The sequence below is a fragment of the Roseococcus sp. YIM B11640 genome (genome assembly GCF_049727625.1).
In the GTDB taxonomy this organism is placed as follows: domain Bacteria; phylum Pseudomonadota; class Alphaproteobacteria; order Acetobacterales; family Acetobacteraceae; genus Roseococcus.
Window position 1 is genome coordinate 190506 of sequence record NZ_JBBJOZ010000004.1, and the last position, 22824, is coordinate 213329.

Annotated in this window: 23 protein-coding genes; 13 read left to right on the forward strand and 10 right to left on the reverse strand. The window is 64.0% G+C overall.

Annotated features, from left to right (window positions below):
- Positions 1-18 precede the first annotated feature (18 nt).
- The 4 genes from WJM96_RS17350 to ychF are packed head-to-tail and all read left to right on the forward strand — an operon-like array spanning position 19 to position 2829.
- Positions 19-690 carry a 50S ribosomal protein L25/general stress protein Ctc gene (locus WJM96_RS17350; protein WP_424813789.1) on the forward strand — a complete coding sequence of 224 codons (672 nt, stop codon included), beginning with the start codon at positions 19-21 and terminating at the stop codon, positions 688-690.
- Between the two features lie 9 nt (positions 691-699).
- The gene (gene pth / locus WJM96_RS17355; RefSeq protein ID WP_424813790.1) at positions 700-1275 is read left to right on the forward strand and encodes an aminoacyl-tRNA hydrolase; all 576 of its coding nucleotides are present in this window, start codon (positions 700-702) and stop codon (positions 1273-1275) included.
- Complete coding sequence (locus tag WJM96_RS17360; RefSeq protein ID WP_424813791.1) at positions 1272-1721, forward strand: hypothetical protein; 450 nt, start codon at positions 1272-1274, stop codon at positions 1719-1721. Before pth ends, WJM96_RS17360 begins: the two co-directional genes overlap by 4 nt.
- Positions 1722-1734: 13 nt before the next feature.
- Complete coding sequence (gene ychF, locus WJM96_RS17365; protein WP_424813792.1) at positions 1735-2829, forward strand: redox-regulated ATPase YchF; 1095 nt, start codon at positions 1735-1737, stop codon at positions 2827-2829.
- Positions 2830-2972: 143 nt separating this feature from the next.
- On the opposite strand, the gene WJM96_RS17370 is transcribed toward ychF, so the two are convergent.
- Positions 2973-3869, reverse strand: coding sequence for an MBL fold metallo-hydrolase (locus WJM96_RS17370; protein ID WP_424813793.1), 897 nt, complete (start codon positions 3867-3869; stop codon positions 2973-2975).
- A 56-nt stretch (positions 3870-3925) separates the two neighbouring features.
- Positions 3926-4114, reverse strand: a complete 189-nt coding sequence (locus WJM96_RS17375) for a DUF1674 domain-containing protein (RefSeq protein ID WP_424813794.1) — start codon at positions 4112-4114, stop codon at positions 3926-3928.
- A 36-nt stretch (positions 4115-4150) separates the two neighbouring features.
- On the opposite strand from WJM96_RS17375, the gene htpX reads away from it, so the two are divergent.
- The 7 genes from htpX to WJM96_RS17410 all read left to right on the forward strand — a co-directional run bounded on the left by htpX (position 4151) and on the right by WJM96_RS17410 (position 12921).
- Entirely contained in the window at positions 4151-5053 is a 903-nt protein-coding gene (htpX, locus tag WJM96_RS17380; protein ID WP_424813795.1) for a zinc metalloprotease HtpX, read from the forward strand.
- A gap of 127 nt (positions 5054-5180) precedes the next feature.
- Positions 5181-6245 carry a TRAP transporter substrate-binding protein gene (locus WJM96_RS17385; RefSeq protein ID WP_424813796.1) on the forward strand — a complete coding sequence of 355 codons (1065 nt, stop codon included), beginning with the start codon at positions 5181-5183 and terminating at the stop codon, positions 6243-6245.
- Between the two features lie 5 nt (positions 6246-6250).
- Entirely contained in the window at positions 6251-6850 is a 600-nt protein-coding gene (locus WJM96_RS17390) for a TRAP transporter small permease subunit (protein ID WP_424813797.1), read from the forward strand.
- A complete protein-coding gene (locus WJM96_RS17395) occupies positions 6847-8211 on the forward strand; it encodes a TRAP transporter large permease (RefSeq protein ID WP_424813798.1) in 1365 nt (454 codons plus the stop codon). Before WJM96_RS17390 ends, WJM96_RS17395 begins: the two co-directional genes overlap by 4 nt.
- Positions 8212-8229: 18 nt before the next feature.
- Positions 8230-10263 carry a hydantoinase/oxoprolinase family protein gene (locus tag WJM96_RS17400; RefSeq protein WP_424813799.1) on the forward strand — a complete coding sequence of 678 codons (2034 nt, stop codon included), beginning with the start codon at positions 8230-8232 and terminating at the stop codon, positions 10261-10263.
- A complete protein-coding gene (locus tag WJM96_RS17405; RefSeq protein WP_424813800.1) occupies positions 10263-11891 on the forward strand; it encodes a hydantoinase B/oxoprolinase family protein in 1629 nt (542 codons plus the stop codon). Before WJM96_RS17400 ends, WJM96_RS17405 begins: the two co-directional genes overlap by 1 nt.
- A gap of 52 nt (positions 11892-11943) precedes the next feature.
- On the forward strand, positions 11944-12921 hold the full coding sequence (locus WJM96_RS17410) for a 3-hydroxyacyl-CoA dehydrogenase family protein (protein WP_424813801.1): 978 nt from the start codon (positions 11944-11946) through the stop codon (positions 12919-12921).
- Between the two features lie 33 nt (positions 12922-12954).
- Here WJM96_RS17410 and WJM96_RS17415 read toward each other — a convergent pair whose 3' ends face one another.
- The gene (locus WJM96_RS17415; protein ID WP_424813802.1) at positions 12955-13344 is read right to left on the reverse strand and encodes a RidA family protein; all 390 of its coding nucleotides are present in this window, start codon (positions 13342-13344) and stop codon (positions 12955-12957) included.
- A 61-nt stretch (positions 13345-13405) separates the two neighbouring features.
- Here WJM96_RS17415 and WJM96_RS17420 point away from each other — a divergent pair, with 61 nt between their 5' ends.
- Positions 13406-14608, forward strand: a complete 1203-nt coding sequence (locus WJM96_RS17420) for a Zn-dependent hydrolase (protein ID WP_424813803.1) — start codon at positions 13406-13408, stop codon at positions 14606-14608.
- Entirely contained in the window at positions 14601-15800 is a 1200-nt protein-coding gene (locus WJM96_RS17425) for a Zn-dependent hydrolase (protein WP_424813804.1), read from the forward strand. Before WJM96_RS17420 ends, WJM96_RS17425 begins: the two co-directional genes overlap by 8 nt.
- Here WJM96_RS17425 and atzF read toward each other — a convergent pair.
- The 7 genes from atzF to WJM96_RS17460 all read right to left on the reverse strand — a co-directional run bounded on the left by atzF (position 15790) and on the right by WJM96_RS17460 (position 22821).
- A complete protein-coding gene (gene atzF, locus WJM96_RS17430; protein ID WP_424813805.1) occupies positions 15790-17541 on the reverse strand; it encodes an allophanate hydrolase in 1752 nt (583 codons plus the stop codon). The genes WJM96_RS17425 and atzF overlap by 11 nt on opposite strands.
- Positions 17538-18359: an alpha/beta hydrolase gene (locus WJM96_RS17435; RefSeq protein ID WP_424813806.1), complete on the reverse strand. Its 822-nt coding sequence runs from the start codon at positions 18357-18359 to the stop codon at positions 17538-17540. Before WJM96_RS17435 ends, atzF begins: the two co-directional genes overlap by 4 nt.
- Positions 18356-19141 (reverse strand): polysaccharide deacetylase family protein, encoded by a 786-nt coding sequence (locus WJM96_RS17440; protein ID WP_424813807.1) that lies wholly within the window; start codon positions 19139-19141, stop codon positions 18356-18358. Before WJM96_RS17440 ends, WJM96_RS17435 begins: the two co-directional genes overlap by 4 nt.
- A 77-nt stretch (positions 19142-19218) precedes the next feature.
- A complete protein-coding gene (locus WJM96_RS17445) occupies positions 19219-19983 on the reverse strand; it encodes an ABC transporter ATP-binding protein (RefSeq protein WP_424813808.1) in 765 nt (254 codons plus the stop codon).
- The gene (locus tag WJM96_RS17450) at positions 19973-20734 is read right to left on the reverse strand and encodes an ABC transporter permease (protein ID WP_424813809.1); all 762 of its coding nucleotides are present in this window, start codon (positions 20732-20734) and stop codon (positions 19973-19975) included. Before WJM96_RS17450 ends, WJM96_RS17445 begins: the two co-directional genes overlap by 11 nt.
- A 35-nt stretch (positions 20735-20769) precedes the next feature.
- A complete protein-coding gene (locus WJM96_RS17455; RefSeq protein ID WP_424813810.1) occupies positions 20770-21717 on the reverse strand; it encodes an ABC transporter substrate-binding protein in 948 nt (315 codons plus the stop codon).
- Positions 21718-21864: 147 nt separating this feature from the next.
- Entirely contained in the window at positions 21865-22821 is a 957-nt protein-coding gene (locus WJM96_RS17460) for a D-2-hydroxyacid dehydrogenase family protein (protein ID WP_424813811.1), read from the reverse strand.
- Positions 22822-22824: the final 3 nt, after the last annotated feature.

Genomic DNA, 22824 nt, shown 5'->3' on the forward strand with positions numbered 1-22824 from the left:
CGAATAGGAGCGAGTGGCATGGTCCAAACCATCCGGATCGAAGCTGCGGCGCGCGGGCGTGCCGGTAAGGGGGCGGCGCGCGCGACCCGGCGAGAGGGGCTTGTCCCCGGCGTTGTCTACGGTGCGAAGAAGGACGCGACTCTGGTCGCCTTCGACCCCCGCGACATCATGAAGGAACTGCAGAAGGGCGGCTGGCAGTCGCATCTTTACGAGGTGGCGATCAAGGATGGTCTCACCGAGCGCGCGCTGCTGCGCGACGTGCAGTTTGACCCCGTCACCGACCGTCCGCTGCATGTAGACTTCCAGCGCCTGGCTCCCGGCGCGCGCATCCGCGTCAAGGTGCCCGTCGCCTTCCTGCACGAAGATACCTGCCCCGGAATCAAGGCTGGCGGCGTTCTCAATCTGGTGCGGCGTGAGCTCGAGGTCCTGGCGGACCCTGATGCGGTGCCGGAGAAGTTCGAGATCGACCTCAGCGAAGCCAAGATCGGCGACAGCCTGCGCTGGTCCGCCGTGAAGGACCATGCTGGTGCGAAGCCGGTGATCGTGGGTCGCGACTTCGTGGTGGCCACGCTCGCGGCGCCGACGGTGGTGGATGACGCGGCTGCGGGCGCCGCGCCTGCTGCCCCGGAGGCGACGAAGCAGAAGAACGCCGCCGCCGCTCCTGCCAAGGCGCCTGCGAAGAAGAAGTAAGGTCGCGTCGTGCTGCTCTGGGTAGGTCTCGGGAACCCCGGGACGGAACATGCTAGGCAGCGGCACAACATCGGCTTCATGGCGCTCGACGCCATTGCTCGCCGCCACGGCTTCTCGCCGTGGCGGCAAAAATTTAAAGGCGAGGTTGCTGACGGCAGCCTCGGAGGGCAGAAGATCCTTCTGCTCAAGCCCATGACTTTCATGAATGCTAGCGGTGACGCCGTGCAAGCGGCCGCTGCCTTTCACAAGATTTCCGCCGGCGACATTTGCGCTTGGCATGACGAACTCGACCTCGCGGCCGGCAAGGTCCGAGTTAAGAAGGGTGGCGGTGCTGCCGGACATAATGGCCTCCGCGACATGCAGCGCGCGCTCGCCACACCAGATTTTTGGCGTGTTCGGTTGGGCATTGGTCATCCAGGCCACAAGGATCGTGTCACTGGCCACGTACTCGGTAATTTCGCCAAGGCCGACATCTGGGTTGAGACGCTCCTGGACGCCCTGGCGGACGGAGCGGCCGTTCTTGCGCAGGGCCGGCCGGAGGAGTTCATGACCCGTATCGCACTGCTGATGCAGGAGAAGACATGAGCGAGCCGGTGGTTGTGGAAGAGTTTTTCGGAGGTCCTGGTCCCGAGGATCTCCTGAACGCAGCGGCCGCTATCGCCCAGGCCTTGCGGCAATTCGCGGCCGTGGAGGCCCAGGCGGCTGGTGCCCTGCGGAGCACGCTTCCGACCGCGACGGACCCAGGGCCAGTCAGCGATATCCGGCGCCTGAAGTCCATCGCCGGGGCTGCCGCCGAAGCTGCAAGCCGAGCAGCCTTGCTGCTAGAAGCCGCTGAAATCCTGGCACCCGGCGGGACCGTCTCCGAACTATCGGCGGCCCTTGCGATCGCCACGAAGCGTGCGGGTCTGCCTCCGCAGGTTCTCGTGCCTTCGCTGCGGGCTGCCGCACTTTCTTTGCCGACAGACGATGCGTCCGCGCGCATCGCTGCGGCCATTCGTGTGCAGGAACTGGCGGCCGCGCTGGCGGCCTGAAACGGATATCGAAATGGGTTTCAATTGCGGCATCGTCGGCTTGCCCAACGTCGGCAAGTCGACGCTTTTCAACGCGCTGACCCAGACGGTCGCTGCGCAGGCGGCGAACTATCCCTTTTGCACCATCGAGCCCAACGTAGGCCGAGTGGCTGTTCCTGATCCACGTCTCGCTAGGCTCGCAGCCATCGGCAAAAGCGTGAAGATCGTGCCGACGAGCCTTGAATTCGTGGATATCGCCGGCCTGGTTCGAGGCGCGTCCAAAGGGGAAGGTCTCGGCAACCAGTTCCTGGGCAACATCAGGGAGGTGGACGCCATCGTCCACGTCCTGCGTTGCTTCGAGGACGGCGATATCACCCATGTCGATGGCGTGGTGGACCCGCTGCGCGACGCCGAGACTGTCGAAACCGAACTTATGCTCGCGGACCTCGATAGCCTGGAGAAGCGCGTGCCTGCGCTGCAGAAGAAGGCGCGTGGCAACGACAAGGAGGCGGCTGCGCAACTCGCTCTCATCGAGGCGATTTTGCCAGCGCTGCAGGCCGGCCGCCCAGCTCGGACCGCGATTCCGAAGGGTGAGGAGGCCGCCGCTTCCCGTCTTGGCCTCATGACGTCGAAGCCGGTTCTCTATGTGTGCAACGTCGATGAAGGCTCGGCAGCCACTGGCAATGAGTTCAGTGCGCGCGTCTCGGAGTTCGCCAAGAAGGAAGGAGCGCGCGCCGTCATCGTCAGTGCCGCCATCGAGGCCGAAATTGCCCAGATGGCGGAGGACGAGCGTGCGGAATTCCTCGAGACGCTGGGCCTCGAGGATAGCGGCCTCGATCGCGTTATTCGCGCGGGCTACGATTTGCTCGGCCTGATCACCTATTTCACGGTGGGGCCCAAGGAAACCCGTGCCTGGACCATTACCCGTGGCATGACGGCACCTCAGGCGGCCGGCGTGATCCACGGCGACTTCGAGCGTGGCTTCATTGCGGCCGAGACCATCGGCTACGAGGACTACGTCGCCTTCAATGGCGAGCAGGGGGCCAAGGAAGCGGGCAAGATGCGCGTCGAGGGCAAATCCTACATCGTCCGGGACGGCGACGTGATGCTCTTCCGCTTCAACGTGTGAGGTGGCGATCGCCGCCTTCCTCCACAGGCTCTTCGACGTGCCGGAACGCGGTCTATTCTGATGGGTTATGAGCATCAATTTGACGCGTCGGCCCATCTCGCCTGGGCACGCCGATATCGCCCAAGCGCCTCGACCGATCGCGTCTAGTCCAGGATGGCCGCCGCCGTCGCGGTAACGGGCACTTTCAGATACCGGACGCCGTTGCTTTCGGCGGCCGGGAAGCGACCGGCGCGGACATTCACCTGGATCGACGGCAGGAGCAAGGCAGGTGCCGCCAGGGTCGTGTCTCGCTGAGTTCGGAAGGCGACGAACTCCTCTTCCGTCTTGCCGTCCTTGACATGAGGGTTGCTCGCCCGCTGCTCAGCCACCGTGCTTTGCCAGGCAAACTGGTCGCGGCCGGGAGCCTTGTAGTCGTGGCACATCCAAAGCCGTGTTTCCGGGGGTAGAGCGAGAAGCCGCTGAATGGACCGATAAAGGGTCCGCGCGTCACCCCCGGGAAAATCGCAGCGCGCTGTCCCATAGTCATGCATGAAGAGCGTATCGCCGACGAAAACGTCGGCTGACGCCTCATTCCCCGTCCGGACATGATAGCCGACGCATGCCGGGGTGTGGCCTGGCAGGTGCATGACCTCGACCTCCAGGTGGCCTACCCGAAAGCGCGATCCATCCTCAAAGAGTAAATCGAAATCGGCCCCATCGGGTGCCATCCCTTGCAGATTGAAAACCGGGCGAAAGATACGCTGCACCTCGGTGATGCGTGCGCCGATGCCAATCGGCGCCCCCGTTCGCGCCTTGATAAAGGGCGCGGCCGAAAGGTGGTCGGCATGTGCATGGGTCTCAAGGATGTGCGCGATGCGCCACCCTCCCGCTTCGGCGGCCGCCAACAGGGCTTCCGCCGAACGGATGTCGGCGGTGCCCGCCTTATGATCCCAATCCAGAACGGGATCGATCACCGCGGCGTCCTTGGTGCCGGGATCGCCGAGCAGATAGGTGATAGTGTTCGTGGGCTGGTCGAAGAAGGCCTGGATGTGCGGACCCATCTGTCTGTCCTTCAAGCGTCAGGGATGGATGTTAGCGCGCCTGTCCCACTGTCCCATCAGAAATCGCTGACTCGGCCTTTTCGTTCCCAGTCATTGTACCGGGTGGGCTCGGGGCCGGTCGGGCCGCCATGCTCGCCTTCCTGAGCAGCTGGCGGGTGCTTGGGGCGTTCGATCTTGGTAAGTGGTGGCGCCGAGCGCGGTTCGCCACCTGGGGCCGGGACGGGGGGCTTTTCTTCTTCGGTCATGCCCCAGATTTGGGGCGAGATGGAGCATTTCGGAAGATGGTCAGGACCTTCATTCTTCTCGCAGCGCTGACCGCCCTGTTCATGGGGATCGGCTACATGCTGGGAGGTGGCAATGGCGCCGTGATCGCGCTGGCTTTGGCGGGTGCCATGAATCTCTACGCCTGGTGGGGAAGCGACGCTGCCGTATTGCGTATGCACAATGCGCAGCCGGTGACGGCCGCCGAGGCTCCGCAACTCTATCGCATGGTCGAGGGGCTGGCACAGCGCGCGGGTGTGCCGATGCCTGCGCTCTACGTGATCCATGAAGACCAGCCCAATGCTTTCGCCACCGGGCGTAGCCCTGAGCATGGCGCGGTCGCGGTCAACACCGGCCTTCTGGATCTCATGAACGAGCAGGAGGTCGCGGGTGTCGTGGCCCACGAACTCGCCCACATCAAGCATCGCGATACGCTGATCATGGCCGTGACGGCCACTCTGGCCGGCGCCATCGGGTTCCTCGCTCAGTTCGGCGGATTGCTTGCGCCACGGGACCGGGAAGGGCGGGGGAATCCCCTTGGCATTGTCGGGGTGCTGCTGATGCTGGTGGTGGGCCCCCTCGCCGCCATGATGGTCCAGATGGCGATCAGCCGAGCACGTGAGTTCGAGGCGGATGCCGAAGGCGCGCAAATTTGTGGTGATCCGACTTGGCTGGCGAGTGGGCTCGCTAAACTGGAGCGCGGCAAAATCGGTCACGTCAACCAGACAGCCGAGGCCCATCCGGCGAGTGCGCACATGTTCATTATCAATCCGCTTTCCGGCTTCCGGCTCGATAATCTCTTCGCGACCCATCCGCCCACCGAGGAACGAATTTCCAGACTGATGGCAATGTCGAGGCTGCCGGGTGGAGCGAGTTCCAGCTCAGTATGGGTGAAGCCGGGGAAGCGTAACCCTTGGGCATGACGGCGCCCGCTTTGCTGCACCGCGAAGCAAACCCTACTGGCCAACCCGGCGGGTGATTACGACGGTGGGCTGGCGCAACTCGTAAGCCATGCCATGCTCCCCACCTGCTCGATCCGCAGGAGGTTGCATGTTTCGCACTGGCCTGGCCTCGCTTCTGGCTATCGTCGCCTTCGCGTCCCCCGTCCTGGCGCAAAGTATTCCCCCTGGTCCTCGTATTCCCATCACGGCGGTGACCCAGCCGCTGCCTACGCAGCCGCAGTTTGTCCGTGTCGATCAGCGGATCCTGCGCGATGGGCTTCGCGAGCGTAGCGGTGGGCGGATCGAGGTAACTCTTGCCAGCCATGCGGAGCGAAATCTCGCGGGCAACGAGATCGTGCGCCTCGTTCGCGCCGGCCAGGCGGAGATCGGTGCGGGCACGCTGTCGACCCTTTCCGGTGATGTGCCCATCCTGGACGGTGTCGACCTCTCCGGCCTCGCGCCGGACATCGCGCTTGCACGCCGTATCGCTGATGCGATGACGCCGGTGGCAAATCGTGACTTGGAACGTTTCGGTGTGCGCATCATGGCGATGTATCCGTTCCCGGCGCAGGTGCTTTTCTGCCGGGCGCCCTTCACGTCGCTATCCGATCTTCGTGGTCGCCGTATTCGGACTTTCGGCAACAGCCTAGTCGATTTCTATACGGCGCTCGGGGCCCAGCCCACCTCAATCGGCTTCCCGGAAGTCTACTCGGCCCTGGAGCGTGGTGTGGTCGACTGCGCCATCACCGGTTCGGGTTCGGGCGTTGCCGCTCGCTGGCCCGAAGTCTCGACCCATATCAGTGATCTGCCGGTCAGTTGGGCGGTCGCTGCGTACATCGTCAACCTGAACTGGTTCAATCGCCTCGAGCCGCCTGTAAGGGCGTTGATCGAGACCGCTTTCCGCGAGGTGAGCGATGCTCAATGGGAACTCGGCGCAGCGGCGACGCGCGACGGGATCGATTGCGCCATTGGCAATCGAGATGCCTGCCGCATCCATACTCTCGCAGCGCGCCCCATGACGGAGGTGAAAGCGAGTGACGCTGACAAGGCCGAGACGCGCCGGATCTTCGAGCAGGTGGTGCTGCCTGGCTTTGTCCGTCGCTGTGGAGCGCGTTGCGGCGAGATCTACAACCAGACCATCGCGCCTCTCTCGGGCGTTAGGTTCGGCGGTTAATTGTGTTGCCCGCCGCCACGCTGCTGCGCCGCGGCGTCTCGGCGCTGGCGGCCGTCATGGCCTGGGTCGCCGGTTGGAACTACGTGATGTGCGCTCTTTTCATCACGGGCGACATCGTGGGGCGCAACGTCTTTGGCGTTTCCTCGGCGGCGACCGTTGAGATCACCGGATACATGCTTGCTTGCGGCATTGCCTGGGCTCTGGCGCACACGCTTGCGTGCCGCGCACATATCCGCGTCGATGTGCTGGTGACCCGCTTGCCGCTCGTCTGGCGGGCGCCGCTGCACCTCTTCTCACTTTGCCTGTTGACCGTGTTCGCGGCCTTTGTCGCGTGGGCTGGATGGCAACTCTATGACGAGAGCGCGCTGTTCGATGCCCACGATAACTCCGCTCTTCATATCCCGTTGGTGGTACCGCAGGGAATTTGGCTGGCTGGATTGGTCGCGTTCCTCGTCATGACGTTGGTCCTGCTTCTAGAGAGCGTGCTTGCTCTTCTGACCGGCAAGGGCGCGCAACTCGACCGGTTGTTGGGCTCCCGCACGATCGACGATGAGGCAGAAGAGGCACTTGAAGCCGTAGCCATGGCGCGCGAGGGCGCCCCTTGATCGCTATCGCCTTCCTTCTTGGCCTGCTCGGGGTTGTCGTTTTCGCTGCGGCCTCAGGCGCCCAGGCTTTGCCCGTCGCCGAGATCCTCATGCTGATCGGCGTCTTCGTCGTCTTCTTCGGCTCGGGCGTTTACATCGCGGCGGTGCTGGGAGTCCTGGCCTTCCTGACGGGCTTTATGTTCAGCGATCGGCCGTGGTGGCTCTTCGCTGGCCAGACGCTTTGGGGGCCGTCGTCCAATTTCGTGTTGGTTGCCGTTCCGCTGTTCCTGCTGATGGGTGAAATTCTCTTGCGGGCTGGCTTGAGCGATCGGCTTTATCGCGCTCTCAACGTGTGGCTGAACCGGCTGCCAGGCGGTTTGCTCCACACGAATATCGTTAGCTGCGCCATTTTCAGTGCCATCAGCGGTTCGAGTGTCGCGACGGCTGCCACGATGGGGTCAGTCGCGCTGCCCTTCTTCCAGGGCTCCTCCTACAATCAGCGCTGGGTGCTGGGGTCGTTGGCTGCCGGCGGCGCGTTGGGCAATCTGATCCCGCCCGGGATTACCTTCATCATCTATGGCCTCATCACCGAGACATCCGTTGGGGCGCTCTACATCGCCGCTTTGGTACCCTCAATCCTCGTGACGGGATTGTTCCTGCTGCTCATTGCCGGGCATGGGCTGCGTCACAGGATGGACAAGCCGCCGGCGCTGCCGCTCACCGTGAAGCTTCGGGCGCTGGTAGATCTCGTGCCTACCCTGCTGCTGATACTGCTCGTGCTGGGATCCATCTATGCGGGATGGGCGACGCCGACCGAGGCGGCGGCCCTCGGCGTCACGGGCTCGATGTTCTTTGCGTTGATCGAGCGTAAGCTGACTTTCCGTCTGTTGCAGGCATCGGCTGAAGCGACGGCTCGAAACACAGCGCTTCTCGGCCTGATTATCTTCGGCGCCTATCTACTCAATTACATCCTGACGACGATCAACGTACCTCAGGCATTGGCGGCGCTGATCGCCGACCTGCCGCTCCCGCCTTGGGCGATCATGCTGTGCATCATCGGCCTCTACTTCGCGCTTGGCACCTTCATGGAGGGCTTCTCCATGATTATCACCACGGTGCCTGTGATTTTCCCTGTCGTGGTGGCGCTTGGTTACGATCCCATCTGGTTTGGCGTCGTGGTCACGATGCTGGTCGAGATCGCGCAGATCAGCCCGCCGGATGGGACTGTGATGTACGTCCTGCAAGGCATGCGGCCCAAGGGAGGTCCGATCACGGATGTCTTCGTGGGCGTGATGCCTTTTCTCATGGCCTATCTCGGCGCCGTGATTCTCCTGCTGATTTTTCCCGAGATCGCTCTCTGGCTGCCCCGCGTGATGGGCTGAACTTCGGATCTTCGAACCATGCAACAGCGTCCAGTCCGCATCGCCGTCGACATCGGCGGAACCTTCACGGATCTCCAGATTCTTGACGAGCGCCACGGCCGGGTCGTCGCATGGAAGACCCCGACAACGCCGGGCGATCCATCTGAAGGTCTGCTCAACGGTGTGCGCGAGGCTGCGGATCGCTTCGGGTTTGCGCTTGGCGACGTCGGCTTGCTCCTGCACGGCACGACGATCGCGACCAATGCGGTCCTGGAGAGGCAACTCGCGCGCGGCGTGTTGCTGACGACGTCGGGCTTCGAGGATGTTCTCGAGATCACCCGTCATGTGCGGCGAGATCTCTACGGCTTGGCCCCCGAGCCATTCCCCTGCCTGATCGACCGCGATAGGCGTTTCGGGGTCGAAGAGCGAATGCGCGCAGACGGCAGTGTCGAGATACCGCTCTGCGGCATCGCGCCAGTCTTGGAGCGCATCAAGGCTGCGCGGCCGGAGGCTGTGGCAATCGGACTTCTTCACGCCTACGCCAACCCGTCGCATGAAATCGCCTTGCGCGATGCGGTGCGAGCGGCCCTTCCAGACGTGCCCGTGGGGATCTCCTCTGACATCAGCCCCGAGATCCGAGAGTACGAACGGCTCTCGACCACTGTGTTGAATGCCGTGCTGATGCCCGTGGTTCAGAATTACCTGGCCAGGCTCGAGGCCCGACTTGGCGAGGGCGGTTTCTCCCCGCGCATCTTCCTGGTTCAGTCCAATGGGGGCATGTGCAGCCTCGCACGTGCGGCGGCGCAGCCCGCGCGCCTACTGCTCTCTGGACCATCGGGCGGCGCCCTGGCGGCAGAACGCCTGTCGCGCAGGCTGGGAAGGCCGAACCTGGTGGCCGTGGACATGGGAGGCACCAGCTTCGACGTCAGCGTTGTGCAAGGCCACAGAATCGGTCTCGTGACGCAGGGTGAGGTCGATCGATTGCCTGTGCGACTGCCGATGGTGGAGATGCGGACCATCGGCGCGGGCGGCGGATCGATTGCCGCTGTGGACTCCTCGGGCCGCCTGAGCGTCGGACCGCGAAGTGCGGGGGCTCGGCCCGGTCCGGTCTGCTATGGCCGGGGCGGCACCCTGCCGACGGTGACGGACGCCAACGCGGTTCTCGGACGTCTTGACCCTGAGTTCTTCCTGGGCGGCGCCATGCGCCTCGACGTGTCGTCGGCAAGGAAATCGATGGAGGACTACGTCGGCAGGCCCCTCGGTCTTGGCGCGGAAGCCGCGGCTGAGGGTGTGCTTCGCGTGACCAATGTGCAACTCGCCTCCGCCGTTCGCCTTTCGCTCTTCGAGAAGGGACTCGATCCCAGGGAGTTTGCCCTGCTGTCGTTCGGCGGTGCAGGTGGTCTGCACGCCACGGAGGTCGCCGACGAACTCGGCATCGGCGAAGTCGTTTTTCCCCGCGAGCCCGGCACGCTTTCCGCCTATGGAATTCTGTTCTCGGAGTTGGTTCAGGACCTCGCGAGGTCGCGCTTGCTGCGGGCCGAGAGGTCCGCCATGTCGGAGATCGAGGCCGCCATCGCGGCGCTGGCGAACGAAGCCACCTCACGCCTGATGTTGGATGGCGTCCCCGAGGATCAGCGCGCCATGGAGATATCCGCGGACCTTCGTTATCACGGCCAGGCCTTCGAACTTCTGGTTCCCTGGCCAGAGGCACCGGATATCGAAGCGCTACTGTCACGCTTCCATGCATCGCATCGCGCCCGGTTCTCCTATGCGGCAGAGAACGAGCCCGTGGAGATTGTGACATTGCGTATGGCGGCGATCGGCCGGCTCCCCCAGCCCGCTGAGACATCCGGCGGGGTTGTCGAGGAACGCGCGACGCCTGGATCACGGCTTGTGTCGCATGGTGGCCAGGCGAATCTGTGGCCCGTCTGGAGGCGCGAGACGCTCCATACCGAAGATGTCGTATCCGGGCCGGCCATTGTGGAGGAGGCCTTTGCGACGCATGTGATTTCCGCGGGGTGGGAAGCCAAGCTGGACCCGGAAGGGGCGCTTATCGCCAGGAGGATCGCGTGATGCTGGGCCCCATCGAGATCGAGGTGATTCGAAACGCCTTCAATGCTGCGGCGGCGGAGATGGACGTCACGGTCTGGCGCACCAGTCGCAGCACCATAGTGCGCGAGCTCCTGGATTATTCGACCGCCGTCTTCGACGCCGATGGTTGGAATTTGGCGCAGTCGGCGCGCATTCCCGGTCATCTCAACTCGATGAGCCACGCGTTACGCGAGATTCTCGCCAATTTCGTTCCGAGCGAGCATTGGAACGCGGGGGACGTGGTGATCACGAACGACCCGTATTGCGGGGGGCAGCATCTGCCCGACATCATCGCGTACAAGCCTGTTTTCTACGAGGGTCGGCGCATCGCATTCGTCGGTACTCTTTGCCACCATATCGACGTGGGCGGGTTGGCTGCCGGCAGTTATGCAGCCAAGGCGACGGAGATCTTCCAGGAAGGCCTTCGCATTCCACCGCTGAAGATCCTCGACAAGGGTGTGCTCAATCAGGGCGTCTGGTCCATGATTCGCCAGAATGTCCGCAAGCCCGACCTTCTGCTGGGCGACCTGTCTTCGCAGCTTGCCAGCCTAGACGTGGGCGCAGGCGCTCTCCTGCGGCTGGCGGCCCGCTTTGGCGCAGAGGCGATGATCGAGGCCGGCGCCCGCATTCTCGACATGAGCGAACTCGGCATGCGCGCGGCCATCGCGCGTATGCCGGACGGTACCTACGAATTCACCGATTTCCTTGACGATGACGGAATCGATCTCGGCAAGCCCATTCGTCTTCATGTCTCGCTTACCATCAGCGGGGACGAGGCCTCGGTAGATCTTTCCGGATGTGACCCGCAGGTGGCAGGGCCAACCAATGCGACACTTGCAAGCACGAACGCGGCCGTCATGTTCGCGCTCATGTGCTGCGCGGACTCCTCGCTGCATATGAGCGCTGGCTGTTATCGGCCGATCAGCGTCATCGCCCCTGAGGGGCTGGTCGTGAATGCGGCACATCCGGCCCCCGTCGCACATCGCGTCGCGGTGACTCACCGCTTGCTCAACGCCATGAATGGCGCCTTGCACCAGGCCGTTCCCGACCTGATTCCGGCAGCCTACTACGGCAACAGCTATGTCACGACGTTCCAGACGGTCGCCGAGACGCGCGAGGTGCTCGTGGAAATTGAAATCGGCGGTTCAGGAGCGCATCCGAGCAAGGATGGCGTGAATGCCTTCGCGAGCGGCATGCATAACAATAGCAACATCCCCATCGAGATGATCGAAGCGCAGCTCCCGTTGACGATCATGCGCTATGGGTTGCGCGATGGCAGCGGTGGGGCCGGACGTTTCCGTGGCGGGCTTGGCTTGGTGCGTGAATGGCGGATCGACAGCCCTCGCTGCTTCTTTACCTCGAACATGGATCGCTTCGATCATGCTCCCTATGGTCTCGCCGGCGGCGGGCCGGCGGCGGTGGGCGCGCTGGTCCTTCGCCGCGATGGCATAGAGACGCCTATTCCGCCGAAATCCGACAACCTTCCGCTTCAGAAGGGCGATGTGGTCCGGCTGGAGACTTCCGGAGGCGGAGGCTTCGGCCCGGAAAGCGAGCGGTCATCGGCCGCCGTAGCTCGCGACCAAGCCATGGGCTACCTCGGCGGTCATTGACCGGAACGGCCTTCGCGCCGCACCCTCCCATTCAAGAACGGGAGGGGTGAAGATGGCGAAGCAATTGCGTGTCGCGGTGCTTGGCGCGGGGACCATGGGCCACGCATTGGCTCTGGTTTTTGCCATGGGCGGGCACCGCGTCCGTCTCACTGACTCCACGCCTGCCGTACTTGATCGGGCGCAAGGTCTTATGGAGAAGGCCCTTGCCACCCTAGAGGAGGTAGGGGAGGCCCCCAGAGGTTGGGGCAGCGCGCAACTCGCGCAGGCCTGTACCCGCCATGCCACGCTGGAGGAATGCGTGGATGGCGCGGAGTTGATCGTCGAGGCGATCGTCGAGAATCCTGAGGCCAAGACGGAACTTTATCGCCGCCTGGATGCCTGCGCGCCCGCCGGCTCTATCTGGGCGAGCAATACCAGCTATCTTGACGTCTTTCCGCTGATGCCCCGGGGTCGGCTGAAACGGGCGCTAATCGCCCATTGGTATACGCCGCCCTACCTGGTGGACTTGGTTGATCTGGTCCCTAACGCGGAAACGGATGAGGCCGTCCTGCAGGAAGTGAAATCCGTCGTCGAGGCGATGGGCAAGGTGCCCATCGTGATGCGGAAGTTCATCTCCGGTTATGTGGCAAATCGGATCCAAGCTGCGGTTCAGGCCGAAGTTCAGTATCTGATCGACAATGGATATGCGACCGCTCAGGAGATTGATGCGGCGGTCATCCATGGTATCGGTTTGCGCCTCCAGATCATCGGGGTCATGGCGAAGGCGGATTTCACGGGCCTGCGCATGTTGCAGCACGCTTTTAAGAACGGAACCTATGTCCCGCCGGCTCCTGGAACCAGTTCGAGCATGGATGCGCTCGTCGCCAAAGGAGAGGCGGGGGTCTTTGACGGAAAGGGCTATTACGATTGGGGCGGAAAGCCGCCGGCCGAGCTCTTCGAGGAGCGTGACCGGCGGCTCATTCAGCTGAAGCAGGCTCTGCGCGGCATCGGCTTCATGGCTGGCTTCGACGTGAAGGCCAATGATCCATGATCCGCGATACCGGGCCGTTGAAAGTGGCCTGACTTACTCGAGCGCCGCCACAGCTTCGATCTCCAGCAAGAAGTCCGGCACCGGTAGTGCGGAGACTATGCTCGTCGTCCGTGCGGGAAGGTTGTCCTTGGGAAAGGCCGATGCGTAGAGCTTGTTCATCTCGGCGACATCCGTCGCGCGAGTCAGCAGAACGCTCGTCTTGAGAATGTGTGTCATATCGACGCCTGCCTCGGCCAAAACTGCTTCTAGATTCCGAATCACCTGGCTGAACTGCGCGCTGAAATCACCTCGCGCGATATTCCCGTGTATATCGAGCGGACCGAGCCCCGAGATGTACAATGTCTTGCCGTGGCGCACGGCCATCGAGAACGGAGGGAAGGACCGTCCGCCCTCGGGTGTCGCATAACGAGTGATATCGGGCATGCTGGTGCTCCTTGCAGGTGCCGAATCCTGGCCTATTCTGCGGCTTTCGTGAAAGGGCTGCATGATGGCACAGGTGGACACCGACCGATTCCTGAAGGACCTCAATGAGCTCAGGAGGATCGGCGAGTACAAGACCGGCGTGCATCGACCGACCTTCTCACCAGAAGATATGCAGAGCCGCGAGTGGCTGATGGATCGCATGCGGGAGTGCGGTCTGGAGCCCTCCATCGACGGCATCGGCAACGTCTTTGGAAAGCATCCAGGGCCCGGTCCCCATCTGCTGGTAGGAAGCCATATCGAGACACAGAACCAGGCTGGCTGGCTCGACGGTGCACTCGGTGTCGTTTCGGGAATTGCGCTCGCACGTGCGGGGCTTCCCGTCGACGTCGTCGCCTTTGCGGATGAGGAGGGACACTACGGCAGCTTTATCGGCAGCCGGTCGCTGATCGGACTGTTGGACGAGGCGGAAATCGACGGGCTTTCCAACCGCTATCACGGCAAGCCGCTGCGTGAAGCCCTGAAGGATGCTGGGTTGGAAGGAAAGCCGCGGCTACGGCTCGACCCCAGCCGATATAAGGGGTTCTTCGAGATGCATATCGAGCAGGGTACTCAATTGGAGTCCCAGAACCTGCGTTCCGGTGTTGTGACGGGCATTGTCGCCATCTGGCAGTTCCGTATCGTCATCGAAGGCATGCAGGATCACGCCGGCGGCACTACGATGGCTGAGCGGAAGGATGCGGGGCTGACGGCCGTTCGGATGCTGGCGCGTATCGATCGCGAATTCCCGATGATCTGTGGTGAGCGCACCGTTTGGACCTGTGGGCGCATCGCGCTTGATCCGGGTGCTCCCTCGATCATTCCCGGACGCGCCGAGGTGCTGTTCCAATTCCGCGATATCGATATTCCGGTGCTGGAGCGCCTCGAGGCGTGCTTGCGCTCGGTCGTGCAGGAGATGAACCGCACCGAGCGCACCGTGTCCACCGTCGAGGTCATGAGCCGGAGCAAGCCGGCGCCGTGTGATGCGGCGATGCAGTCGGCGCTTGCCCAGGCGGCAACCCAGCACGCCAATGGTCAATGGCAGAAGATGCCGAGCGGCGCCGGCCACGATGCGCAGTACATGGCACGGGTCATGCCGGCAGCGATGCTGTTCACGCCGTCCATCAACGGCATCAGCCATCACTGGGCCGAAGACACGAAGGAGGAGGACCTGGCGTTGAACATCAGGATTCTCGCCGATGCAGCTGAGGCTTTTCTGCGTGGCTGAGATCGACACGGCTCGCTTCCTCGCCGACTTGCATGATCTTCGGAAGATCGGCGAGTTCAAGACCGGTGTTCATCGGCCGACCTACACGCCGCAGGATATGGAAAGCCGGCGCTGGCTCATGGCCCGCATGGCGGAGGTCGGTCTCGAGCCGAGCATGGATGGTCTCGGCAATGTGATCGGTCTTCGGAAAGGCGAGGGACCTCGCCTGCTCGTCGGTAGCCACATCGAGACGCAGAACGAGGCGGGATGGCTGGACGGCGCGCTTGGCGTGGTGGCGGGGCTGGCGCTCGCTCGCGCGGGACTGCCTGTCGAGGTCGTCGCCTTCGCAGATGAGGAGGCCCATTTCGGTAGCTTTCTGGGCAGCCGGAGCCTGATCGGCGCGGTGGACGAGGCAGAGCTGGATGCCGCGAAGCACGTGCAGACAGGACAGCCGCTCCGCGACGCGTTGCGGGAGGCCGGTCTTGAAGGCATCGCACGGGCACGACTGGATCCGGCCCGCTACAAGGGCTTCTTCGAGCTGCACATCGAGCAAGGTACGCAACTTGAGAATGCCGGGCTGCGCAGCGGAGTCGTCAGCGGCATTGTGGGCGTGTCCATCTGGCGCATCGTTTGTGTCGGCAAGCAGGACCATACGGGCGGAACCACCATGGCTGAGCGCCAAGATGCCACCGTGGCCGCGATGCGTGTGCTGAGCCTGATTGACGGACGCTTCCCGATGGTCGCGGGCGAGCGCAGCGTGTGGACCTGCGGCCGCCTCGCGATCGAACCTAATTCGCCGCATGTCATCCCCGGCAGAGCGGAAATGATCTTCCAGTTCCGCGATGTCGACGAGACCGTACTCGACCGAATGGGAGAATGCCTCAAGGCCATCGTACGTGAGGTGGATCGGCGTGACCGCTGTGCCGTCATGGTGGAGCAGATCAGCCGCTCGGCAGCGGCCATCAGTGCTCCCGCCATGCGTGGTGCGCTCGAGAAAGCGGCGGCCAAGCATGCCAACGGCCAATGGCAATCGATGCCCAGTGGTGCCATCCACGACGCACAGCATGTCGCCCGGATTATGCCGATGGCCATGCTCTTCACGCCCTCGATCGGTGGCGTCAGCCATCATTGGAGCGAGGACACGAGGGAAGAGGATCTGGTCCTCGCTATCCGCATCCTGGCGGATGCGGCGGAGGATTATCTCAGCTCTTAGCTGCGAGATGGGCTCGCCAGCCGCCCCGCGAGGTGATCTCCGGTGCGGTGGCGACGCCCTCGCTTTCGGCGAGGAAGCCGAGGACAGTCGTGTTGTCGGACAGGGTGACACGGCTGAAACCGAGAGGCGAGGGAATGGCCTCGAGGAAGGGGCCGATCGCGGCCGCCGGAATCGCCCAGACTTCGCCGAGGATGCTGGCCCCGCCCGATGCAGCGCGTATCATCCCGGGGCGATTGCCTAGATCGAATAGCCGATAGTTGGGTGCCGTGGCCGCCGCATGGAGGAAGCGTCCGCCGAAGCCCCTGACCTGACCGTTGAGCGGCAGGCCCGACATATGCGCGCCGATGCAGAACAGGGCGATTTCGTCGGAGGCGAGAACGGCTGGTGCCGGGGGTGCGGGTGCGCCGAGACCAGCCGCATGGTGCATGGCCGCGCCAATTCCGGCCAGCCGGCCATCACTGAAGGCTGGGCCCACGATGGTCACGCCGAAGGGGGCGCCATCGGGCCGGAAACCCGCCGGTATGGCGAGTGCGGCGAGATCGCAGAGATTGACGAAATTCGTGTAGATACCCAACCGGCTGTTCGCGGGGACGGGCGCCTGGAGCAGAGCCTGCACTGTCGGCACGCCAGGGCAGGTGGGCAGCAAAAGCCCGTCGTGATGGGCGAAAAGGTGATTTGCCAGAAGCCGAGCTTCGGCGACGGCGTGGAAGTCGTCGAAGGCATCCACCGTGCGTCGCTCGAAGCCGCTTTCCAGAATGCTGCGCGTGATCGGATGCAGCGAGTCGGGTTGCTCCATGATCAGTCGGCGGACGGCGGAAGTTCTCTCGGCCACCCAGGCGCCATCATAGAGTCGTTTGGCAACATCGATGAATGCAGAGATGTCGGTCCGCGTGATCGTGGCGCCCATGGCTTCCGCGCGGTCTACGGCTCCCGCGAAAAGATCGGCGTCATCGGCCGTGTCGAAGATCAACTGTGCATCCTGGGGAACGAGGAGGCGCAGGGCTGGTGGCGCGGCCTCCACGGTGCGCCAAGTTCTGGGCGCGGCGCGGCTGTAGGGGTCGCTTTCATCAGGACCAGCTGCGACCGCCAGCACCGCGCTTGCGTCGGCGACGGTGCGGGCGAAGATGGAGATGCAGTCGAGCGAGCGGCAGGCTGGTACGGATCCGCGCGTGGGGATCAATCCGAGGCTGGGTTTCAGCCCGACGAGGTTCTGCGCGGCAGCCGGCACGCGTCCCGACCCGGCGGTGTCTGTGCCCAGGCTGAAGGCGGCGATCCCGGCAGCAACTGCGGTCGCGGATCCGCTCGAAGAACCTCCGGGGATCAGATCGGCGCGTATGGCGTTGCGCGGAGTGCCAAAGGGGCTGCGCGTCCCGTTCAGTCCTGCCGCAAACTGGTCGAGGTTTACCTTGCCCAGCAATAGGGCGCCGGCCGCGATCAACCGCGCCACGGCCGGCGAGTCCGCGCCGGGCGTGTAGCGGTAAGCAGGGCAAGCCGACGTCGTCGGCAGTCCGGCGACGTCGATATTGTCCTTGACGACAAAGGGCACGCCATGGAGCGGGCCTTCGGGCAGGGCCGCGGCCCGGGACAGTATTTCGTCGGAGGGGACTTGGGTGATGAATAGGGCGGGGTCGCCATAGGCGTCGATCCGCGCGATCGCTTCCTTCGCCACCTCTACCGCCGTTCCTCCGCCCGCGAAGTAGTTGGCCAGCGTTTCGAGCGTGAAGGAGGCGGGCGGTGTCAAAGCAGGAGGTCCGCCGCGACGCGGAGCATCGCACCGCCGGGGCGGCGCAGGGCATCGAGGATGCGGAAGTGATCGGCACCCGGAATCGGCACGAGCGGGCCGGGAGCCTGGGCTGCAGCGCGGAGAGCGTGAAAATCGCGGGACTGCCGACAAAGCTCGGGAAGCTCCGCCGCACCATAGACGATCGCCATCGGCTTGTTCACCACCGGCCGCCGCATGGGCGAAAGCTCGACGATCTCCTCATCCGTCAACTTTAGTGCGGCATTCAGATAGGTGTCGCGGATCGGGCCGAGCTCGAAGATGCCCGAAATGGGGATTGCGGCGGTGACCGCAGGATGCTCCGCGCCCAGCGCGGTGAGGTGCCCGCCGGCGCTCCAGCCCGTGAGCACGATGGGACCGGCCAGCCCGTGCTCCGCACCGCGGGCGGAAAGCCAGTCGAGCGCGGCGTGGATCTGGTAGGCGATCTTCGTCAGCGTGACTTCCGGGCACAGGCTGTAACCGCAGAGCGCGACATTCCAACCCATCGCGAGCGCACCCTCGGCGATGGACGCGAAGTCCTCCCGCCGGTTGCGTTGCCAATACCCACCGTGGATGAACGCCAGCGTGGGCGCCGCAGGATCCTTGCCTGGATAGAGATCCCACTGCTCGCGCTGGCTCTCGCCATAAGGGAGCTCCAGCGTCTTCGCGAAGCTCGGCCGGATGGCCGCCGACGCGACGTTGCGCTCCTCGATAAGGCTGCTCGCGTCGGGGACAGCCTCGTTGTTGTTGTATGCCAGATCCCGCTCGCGCTGCGTCAGCGCTGCCCAACCAAGGGTCATACCTTTTCCCACCATTCCAGAATTTCGCGCCCCTGAGCGAACACCGCGCCGGGCCGGCTGGCAATCGCGCGCAGTGTAGCCTCCAACACGCCGATGCGGTGCGGCACCCCGGAGATGTAGGGATGCACCGCGAGGCCCATGACTTTGCAGCCTTCCTCCGATGCCTCCGCCAGGAGCCGATCGAGCTGCGCCAGTGTCCGGTCGCGTAACTCGTCGGCCCGGTGATGTTGGACCATCATCATGGGGATATCGTTGAGCTCGACGGAGTAGGGCATGGACCAGATGGGCCCGTGCGCTGTCCGGATCGCCGTGGGCACGTCGTCGATCACATAGTCAGCACAATAGCGGATGCCGTTCTCGGCCAGGAGATCTGTGGTCTCCAGAGTCTGGGTCAGGCCGGGGCCGAGCCAGCCGACCGGTCGCTCGCCGGTGAAGCGGGCGATGGTTTCCACCGTATCGCGGATCATCTCGCGCTGATCGGTGATCTGGTGCGTGGGAATCTGGCGGAATCCGTGGCCCATGAACTCCCAGCCCGCATCGCGCGCGGCGCCGGCCACTGTCGGATATGAGTTGCAGACGTTCGCGTTGATGGAGAGCGTCGGGCGGATGCCTTCAGCCTCGCACATCTTCAGGATCCGCCAGAAGCCCACGCGCATGCCGTATTCGTGCCAGGCCCAGTTCGCGAGGTCCGGTAGGACCGGGGCGTTGGTCGGCGCGGGCAGCACCTGGCGCGGCATGGGCCGCTCGATATCCCATTCTTCAATGTTGACGACGAAGAACACGAGGACCTTCGCGCCGTTTGGTCCCGGACGCGGCGTTCGATCCGACGGCCGCGCATAGTCGATCCGATCTACCGGCTTCAATGGTGGTGTCCTAGCATGCCGGAGAAGTGGCGCCGCAGCGCATTAAAGTCGGGATCCGTTGGGTCACGCGGGCGCGCAAGTTCCACGCGTTCGTCGGCCACGATGCGGCCCGGCCCCGGCGACATCACGACGATCCGGTCGGCGAGCAGGATGGCTTCTTCGATGGCGTGAGTCACGAAGATGACGGTGAGCTTCGTGCGCTCCCAGATCTCCAACAGTTCCTGCTGAAGATTGTCGCGCGTCATCGCGTCCAGCGCCCCGAAGGGCTCGTCCATCAGGACAACCTCGGCCTCGTTGGCCAGGACGCGGGCGATCGCGACACGCTGTTTCATGCCGCCCGAGAGCTGGTGCGGATAGGCGTCGGCAAAGCGTGTGAGGCCGACCATGTCGACGAAGCGTTTGGTCGTCTCAGCAACTTCACCGGCGGGGCGGCCCCGCGCGGCAGGGCCAAAACCGACGTTCCTGGCAACCGTCAGCCAAGGGAAAAGGCCGTAATCCTGGAATACCATCCCCCTCTCTGGTCCGGGCCGGACGATGGAGGTGTCCCACATCGCCAGCCGCCCTTCGCTCGGCGTTTCAAACCCGCCGATCATCCGCAATAGAGTGGACTTGCCGCAGCCCGAGGGGCCGATCAGGCATACGAATTCGCCCTTGCGGATGGAAAGCGATGCATCCTGCAAGGCCACGATCTGTTGGCCCTGGAAGTCGAAGCGCTTCGTGACATGGGTGATGTCCAGGATGTTGAGCGGCTCACCCGCCATGCTGAGGACTCCAGCGAAGGAGGCGCTTGCCGAGGAGCTGCACCAGGTAGTCCGAGACGAAGCCGAGGATCCCGATCACGATCATGCCGCTGATCACGATCTCGGTTCGCGAAAGCTGCCTCGCTTCCATGATGATGGCGCCGAGCCCCGTCTGAACCCCGGTCATCTCGCCCACGACAATCACCACCCAGGCGAAGCCGAGGCCCAGCCGTAGCCCCGTGAAGATCGAAGGTAGGGACGCCGGGAGGACCACCTTCCAGAACAAGGCCGAGGGGCTGACGCCCAGCATGACCGCCGCCTCGAACAGCCTCGGCTCCACGTTCCGGACGCCGAAGATCGTGTTCACCAGGATCGGATAGAAGGCGCCCAGAAAGACGAGGAAAAACGCCGAACGGGGGCCGATGCCGAAGACAATCATGGCCAGCGGTAGCCAGGCAGTCACAGGGATAGGCCGGAGTAGCTGAAGTGTGGGGTCCAGCGCGGCGCGGACCAGATCGACCCGCCCAATCAGCATACCGAGCGGAAGCGCGAAGGCGGCGGCAAACAGGAAGCCGCCATAGACGCGGCTGACACTGGCAACTGCATGCTCCAGCAAGGTGCGGGAGTACAGGTCGTCCCAAATCCCGCCGAAGGCGAGATCCCAAAGCTGCTTGCCCACCTCCAGCGGTGGCGGGATCAGGCTGAAGGGCTGTCCCGCCGTGGTGAAGTGCCAGAACGCGAGAAACAGTACTGGCGCGAGAAGCGCCAGCACGGCGTTGCGCGCCCCAAACCGGGAGGCCGCAATACTCAAGCGCCGCGCGCCGCCTCGTCGGAGAAGCGCGTGTTGAAGAAAAGGTTGAAGTCCGGCACGGTGCGGATCTGCTGCAGTTCCAGCATGTGCTGGGCATAGGTGCGGCTGCGCTCGATCATCTGTGGCGTCATATGCCAATTCAGGTCGACGTTTTCGATGCTGATCTCAAGGGCCGGGCGTTGCATGCCGAGCCGCTGCACCGCCATCTCGATCGCCGCTGCCTTGTTCTGAGAGGCAAAGATGGACGCGCGCTTATGGACACCCATCATGGCCTGGCAGAGCTGCGGATTGCGCTGCACCGTCTCGTAATGCGTCGCGAAGATCATGTTGAGCGTGCCCATGGCGGTCGAATAGGGGAACTCCACCACCTTGCCGATGCCGGTCACTTGGCTGATGCCGGGGCCTGGCTCCGCGCCGACATAGGCATCGATGTCGCCGCGGGCGAGGGCCGCGTGCATCTCGCTGAAGCTGACGCGCACGCTGGTGATGTCTCGGATCGTCATCCCTTCCATCCGCAGGCGCTCGCGAACGAACACCTCCTGCGTGGAGCCCGGCCAGATGCCGACGCGCTTGCCGCGCAGGTCGGTCAGCGTGTTGATGGGGCCGTCCTTGCGCGCGACGATAGCCATCCCCTTGTCGCAGCAGGAACCGATGACGGTCACGGGCTCCCGAGCCGCCGCGCCCAGGATGCCGGCTGCCACGCCGAAGGCACCGAAATCCACCGAGCGGGTAACGACGGCATTCTTGCCCTCCGTCGGGCTCTCGAACGGAATGACCTCGATCGTCATGCCCTCGGGCATGAAGCGGTCATAGAAGAAGGGCGTGATCGAGTGGATGAGGCGCAGAGCTCCCATCTTCACGCGCGTGCCCTGGGCCGCGACGATCGCGGGGGTGGCCAGCACGCCCGTGGAGGCGGCGAGAAGCGTACGGCGGTCGAGGCTCATGGTCTGCGTCTCCCATTGTTCGGTCGCGTCTCGTCTTTTTCGACGGACGGCTTGGCCAGACAAGGGTTCGGCGAGGCCCAAGCGGGGCCGCCAATCACGCAGCTGCATCACCATTGGGCGGGGCGCCCAATGGTGATGAAAATAGCGTCAGGAGATGACGCGAATGGGGGTTCCAGCCTGATAGGCTTCGATCACCTCAACCGCGCCGTTGAAGTAGGCCCGGTAGTTCTCCTCGGTGGAATAGCCGAGGTGCGGTGTCAGGACCGTGTTCGGGGCTGACAGCAGGGGGTGGCCGGCAGGTACCGGCTCGATGTCGAAGACATCGATGCCTGCGCCAGCGATCCGCCCTTCTTTGAGGGCGGCGATCAGGGCTGCCTGGTCCACCAGCGGTCCGCGCGAGGTGTTCACCAAAAAGGCGCTCGGCTTCATGCGGGCGAGATCATCGGAGCCTACAATTCCTCGGGATCGATCGGAGAGGATGAGATGCAGGGTCACCACGTCCGCCTCGGCGAAGAGCGTGGACTTGTCGACCCGAACTGCACCTTCCGCGGCGGCCCTTTCATCCGTGAGATTCGTACTCCAGGCGATGACCTTCATCCCGAGCGCCTGGCCCACCCTGGCAACCTTGCTTCCCAACTTGCCCAGGCCTACGACGCCCAGCGTCTTGCCCTCTAGCGTCGTACCCAGGCCAGACTGCCACGCGCCGGCACGCAGCGAGGCGGCTTCGGTCATCAAGCGGCGAGCCAGCGAGAGGATGAGGCCCCATGTGATCTCCACCGTGGGCGCGCCGAAGCTCGGTGTTCCGCAGAAGGTCACGCCTCTTTCGGCGCAGGCGGCCGCGTCGATGCCTCTGTTGCGCTCCCCGGTGGTGATCAGAAGCTTGAGGTTCGGCAGGCGTTCGATCAGCGCGCGGTCGAAGGGTGTGCGTTCCCGCATGGCGAGGATGGCGTCGAAGGGCAGCAGGCGCCGGATCAGGGCCTCCTGGTCCGCGAGGGTATCGCGAAAGACCGTCTTCTCGATCCCAGGCAGCCGATCCCAGGGGCCGAGCTTGAGAGTGACGTCCTGATAGTCATCGAGAATGGCTAGGCGTTGGACCTTTGGCACTTG

Coding starts and splice junctions, on each gene's coding strand:
- htpX (WP_424813795.1), top strand. CDS start 4,151: ATGGTCAGGACCTTCATTCTTCTCGCAGCGCTGACCGCCCTGTTCATG.
- WJM96_RS17420 (WP_424813803.1), top strand. CDS start 13,406: ATGATGGCACAGGTGGACACCGACCGATTCCTGAAGGACCTCAATGAG.
- WJM96_RS17455 (WP_424813810.1), bottom strand. CDS start 21,717: ATGAGCCTCGACCGCCGTACGCTTCTCGCCGCCTCCACGGGCGTGCTG.
- WJM96_RS17405 (WP_424813800.1), top strand. CDS start 10,263: ATGCTGGGCCCCATCGAGATCGAGGTGATTCGAAACGCCTTCAATGCT.
- WJM96_RS17370 (WP_424813793.1), bottom strand. CDS start 3,869: ATGGGTCCGCACATCCAGGCCTTCTTCGACCAGCCCACGAACACTATC.
- WJM96_RS17375 (WP_424813794.1), bottom strand. CDS start 4,114: ATGACCGAAGAAGAAAAGCCCCCCGTCCCGGCCCCAGGTGGCGAACCG.
- WJM96_RS17415 (WP_424813802.1), bottom strand. CDS start 13,344: ATGCCCGATATCACTCGTTATGCGACACCCGAGGGCGGACGGTCCTTC.
- WJM96_RS17410 (WP_424813801.1), top strand. CDS start 11,944: ATGGCGAAGCAATTGCGTGTCGCGGTGCTTGGCGCGGGGACCATGGGC.
- WJM96_RS17360 (WP_424813791.1), top strand. CDS start 1,272: ATGAGCGAGCCGGTGGTTGTGGAAGAGTTTTTCGGAGGTCCTGGTCCC.
- WJM96_RS17385 (WP_424813796.1), top strand. CDS start 5,181: ATGTTTCGCACTGGCCTGGCCTCGCTTCTGGCTATCGTCGCCTTCGCG.
- WJM96_RS17400 (WP_424813799.1), top strand. CDS start 8,230: ATGCAACAGCGTCCAGTCCGCATCGCCGTCGACATCGGCGGAACCTTC.
- WJM96_RS17445 (WP_424813808.1), bottom strand. CDS start 19,983: ATGGCGGGTGAGCCGCTCAACATCCTGGACATCACCCATGTCACGAAG.
- WJM96_RS17350 (WP_424813789.1), top strand. CDS start 19: ATGGTCCAAACCATCCGGATCGAAGCTGCGGCGCGCGGGCGTGCCGGT.
- WJM96_RS17435 (WP_424813806.1), bottom strand. CDS start 18,359: ATGACCCTTGGTTGGGCAGCGCTGACGCAGCGCGAGCGGGATCTGGCA.
- ychF (WP_424813792.1), top strand. CDS start 1,735: ATGGGTTTCAATTGCGGCATCGTCGGCTTGCCCAACGTCGGCAAGTCG.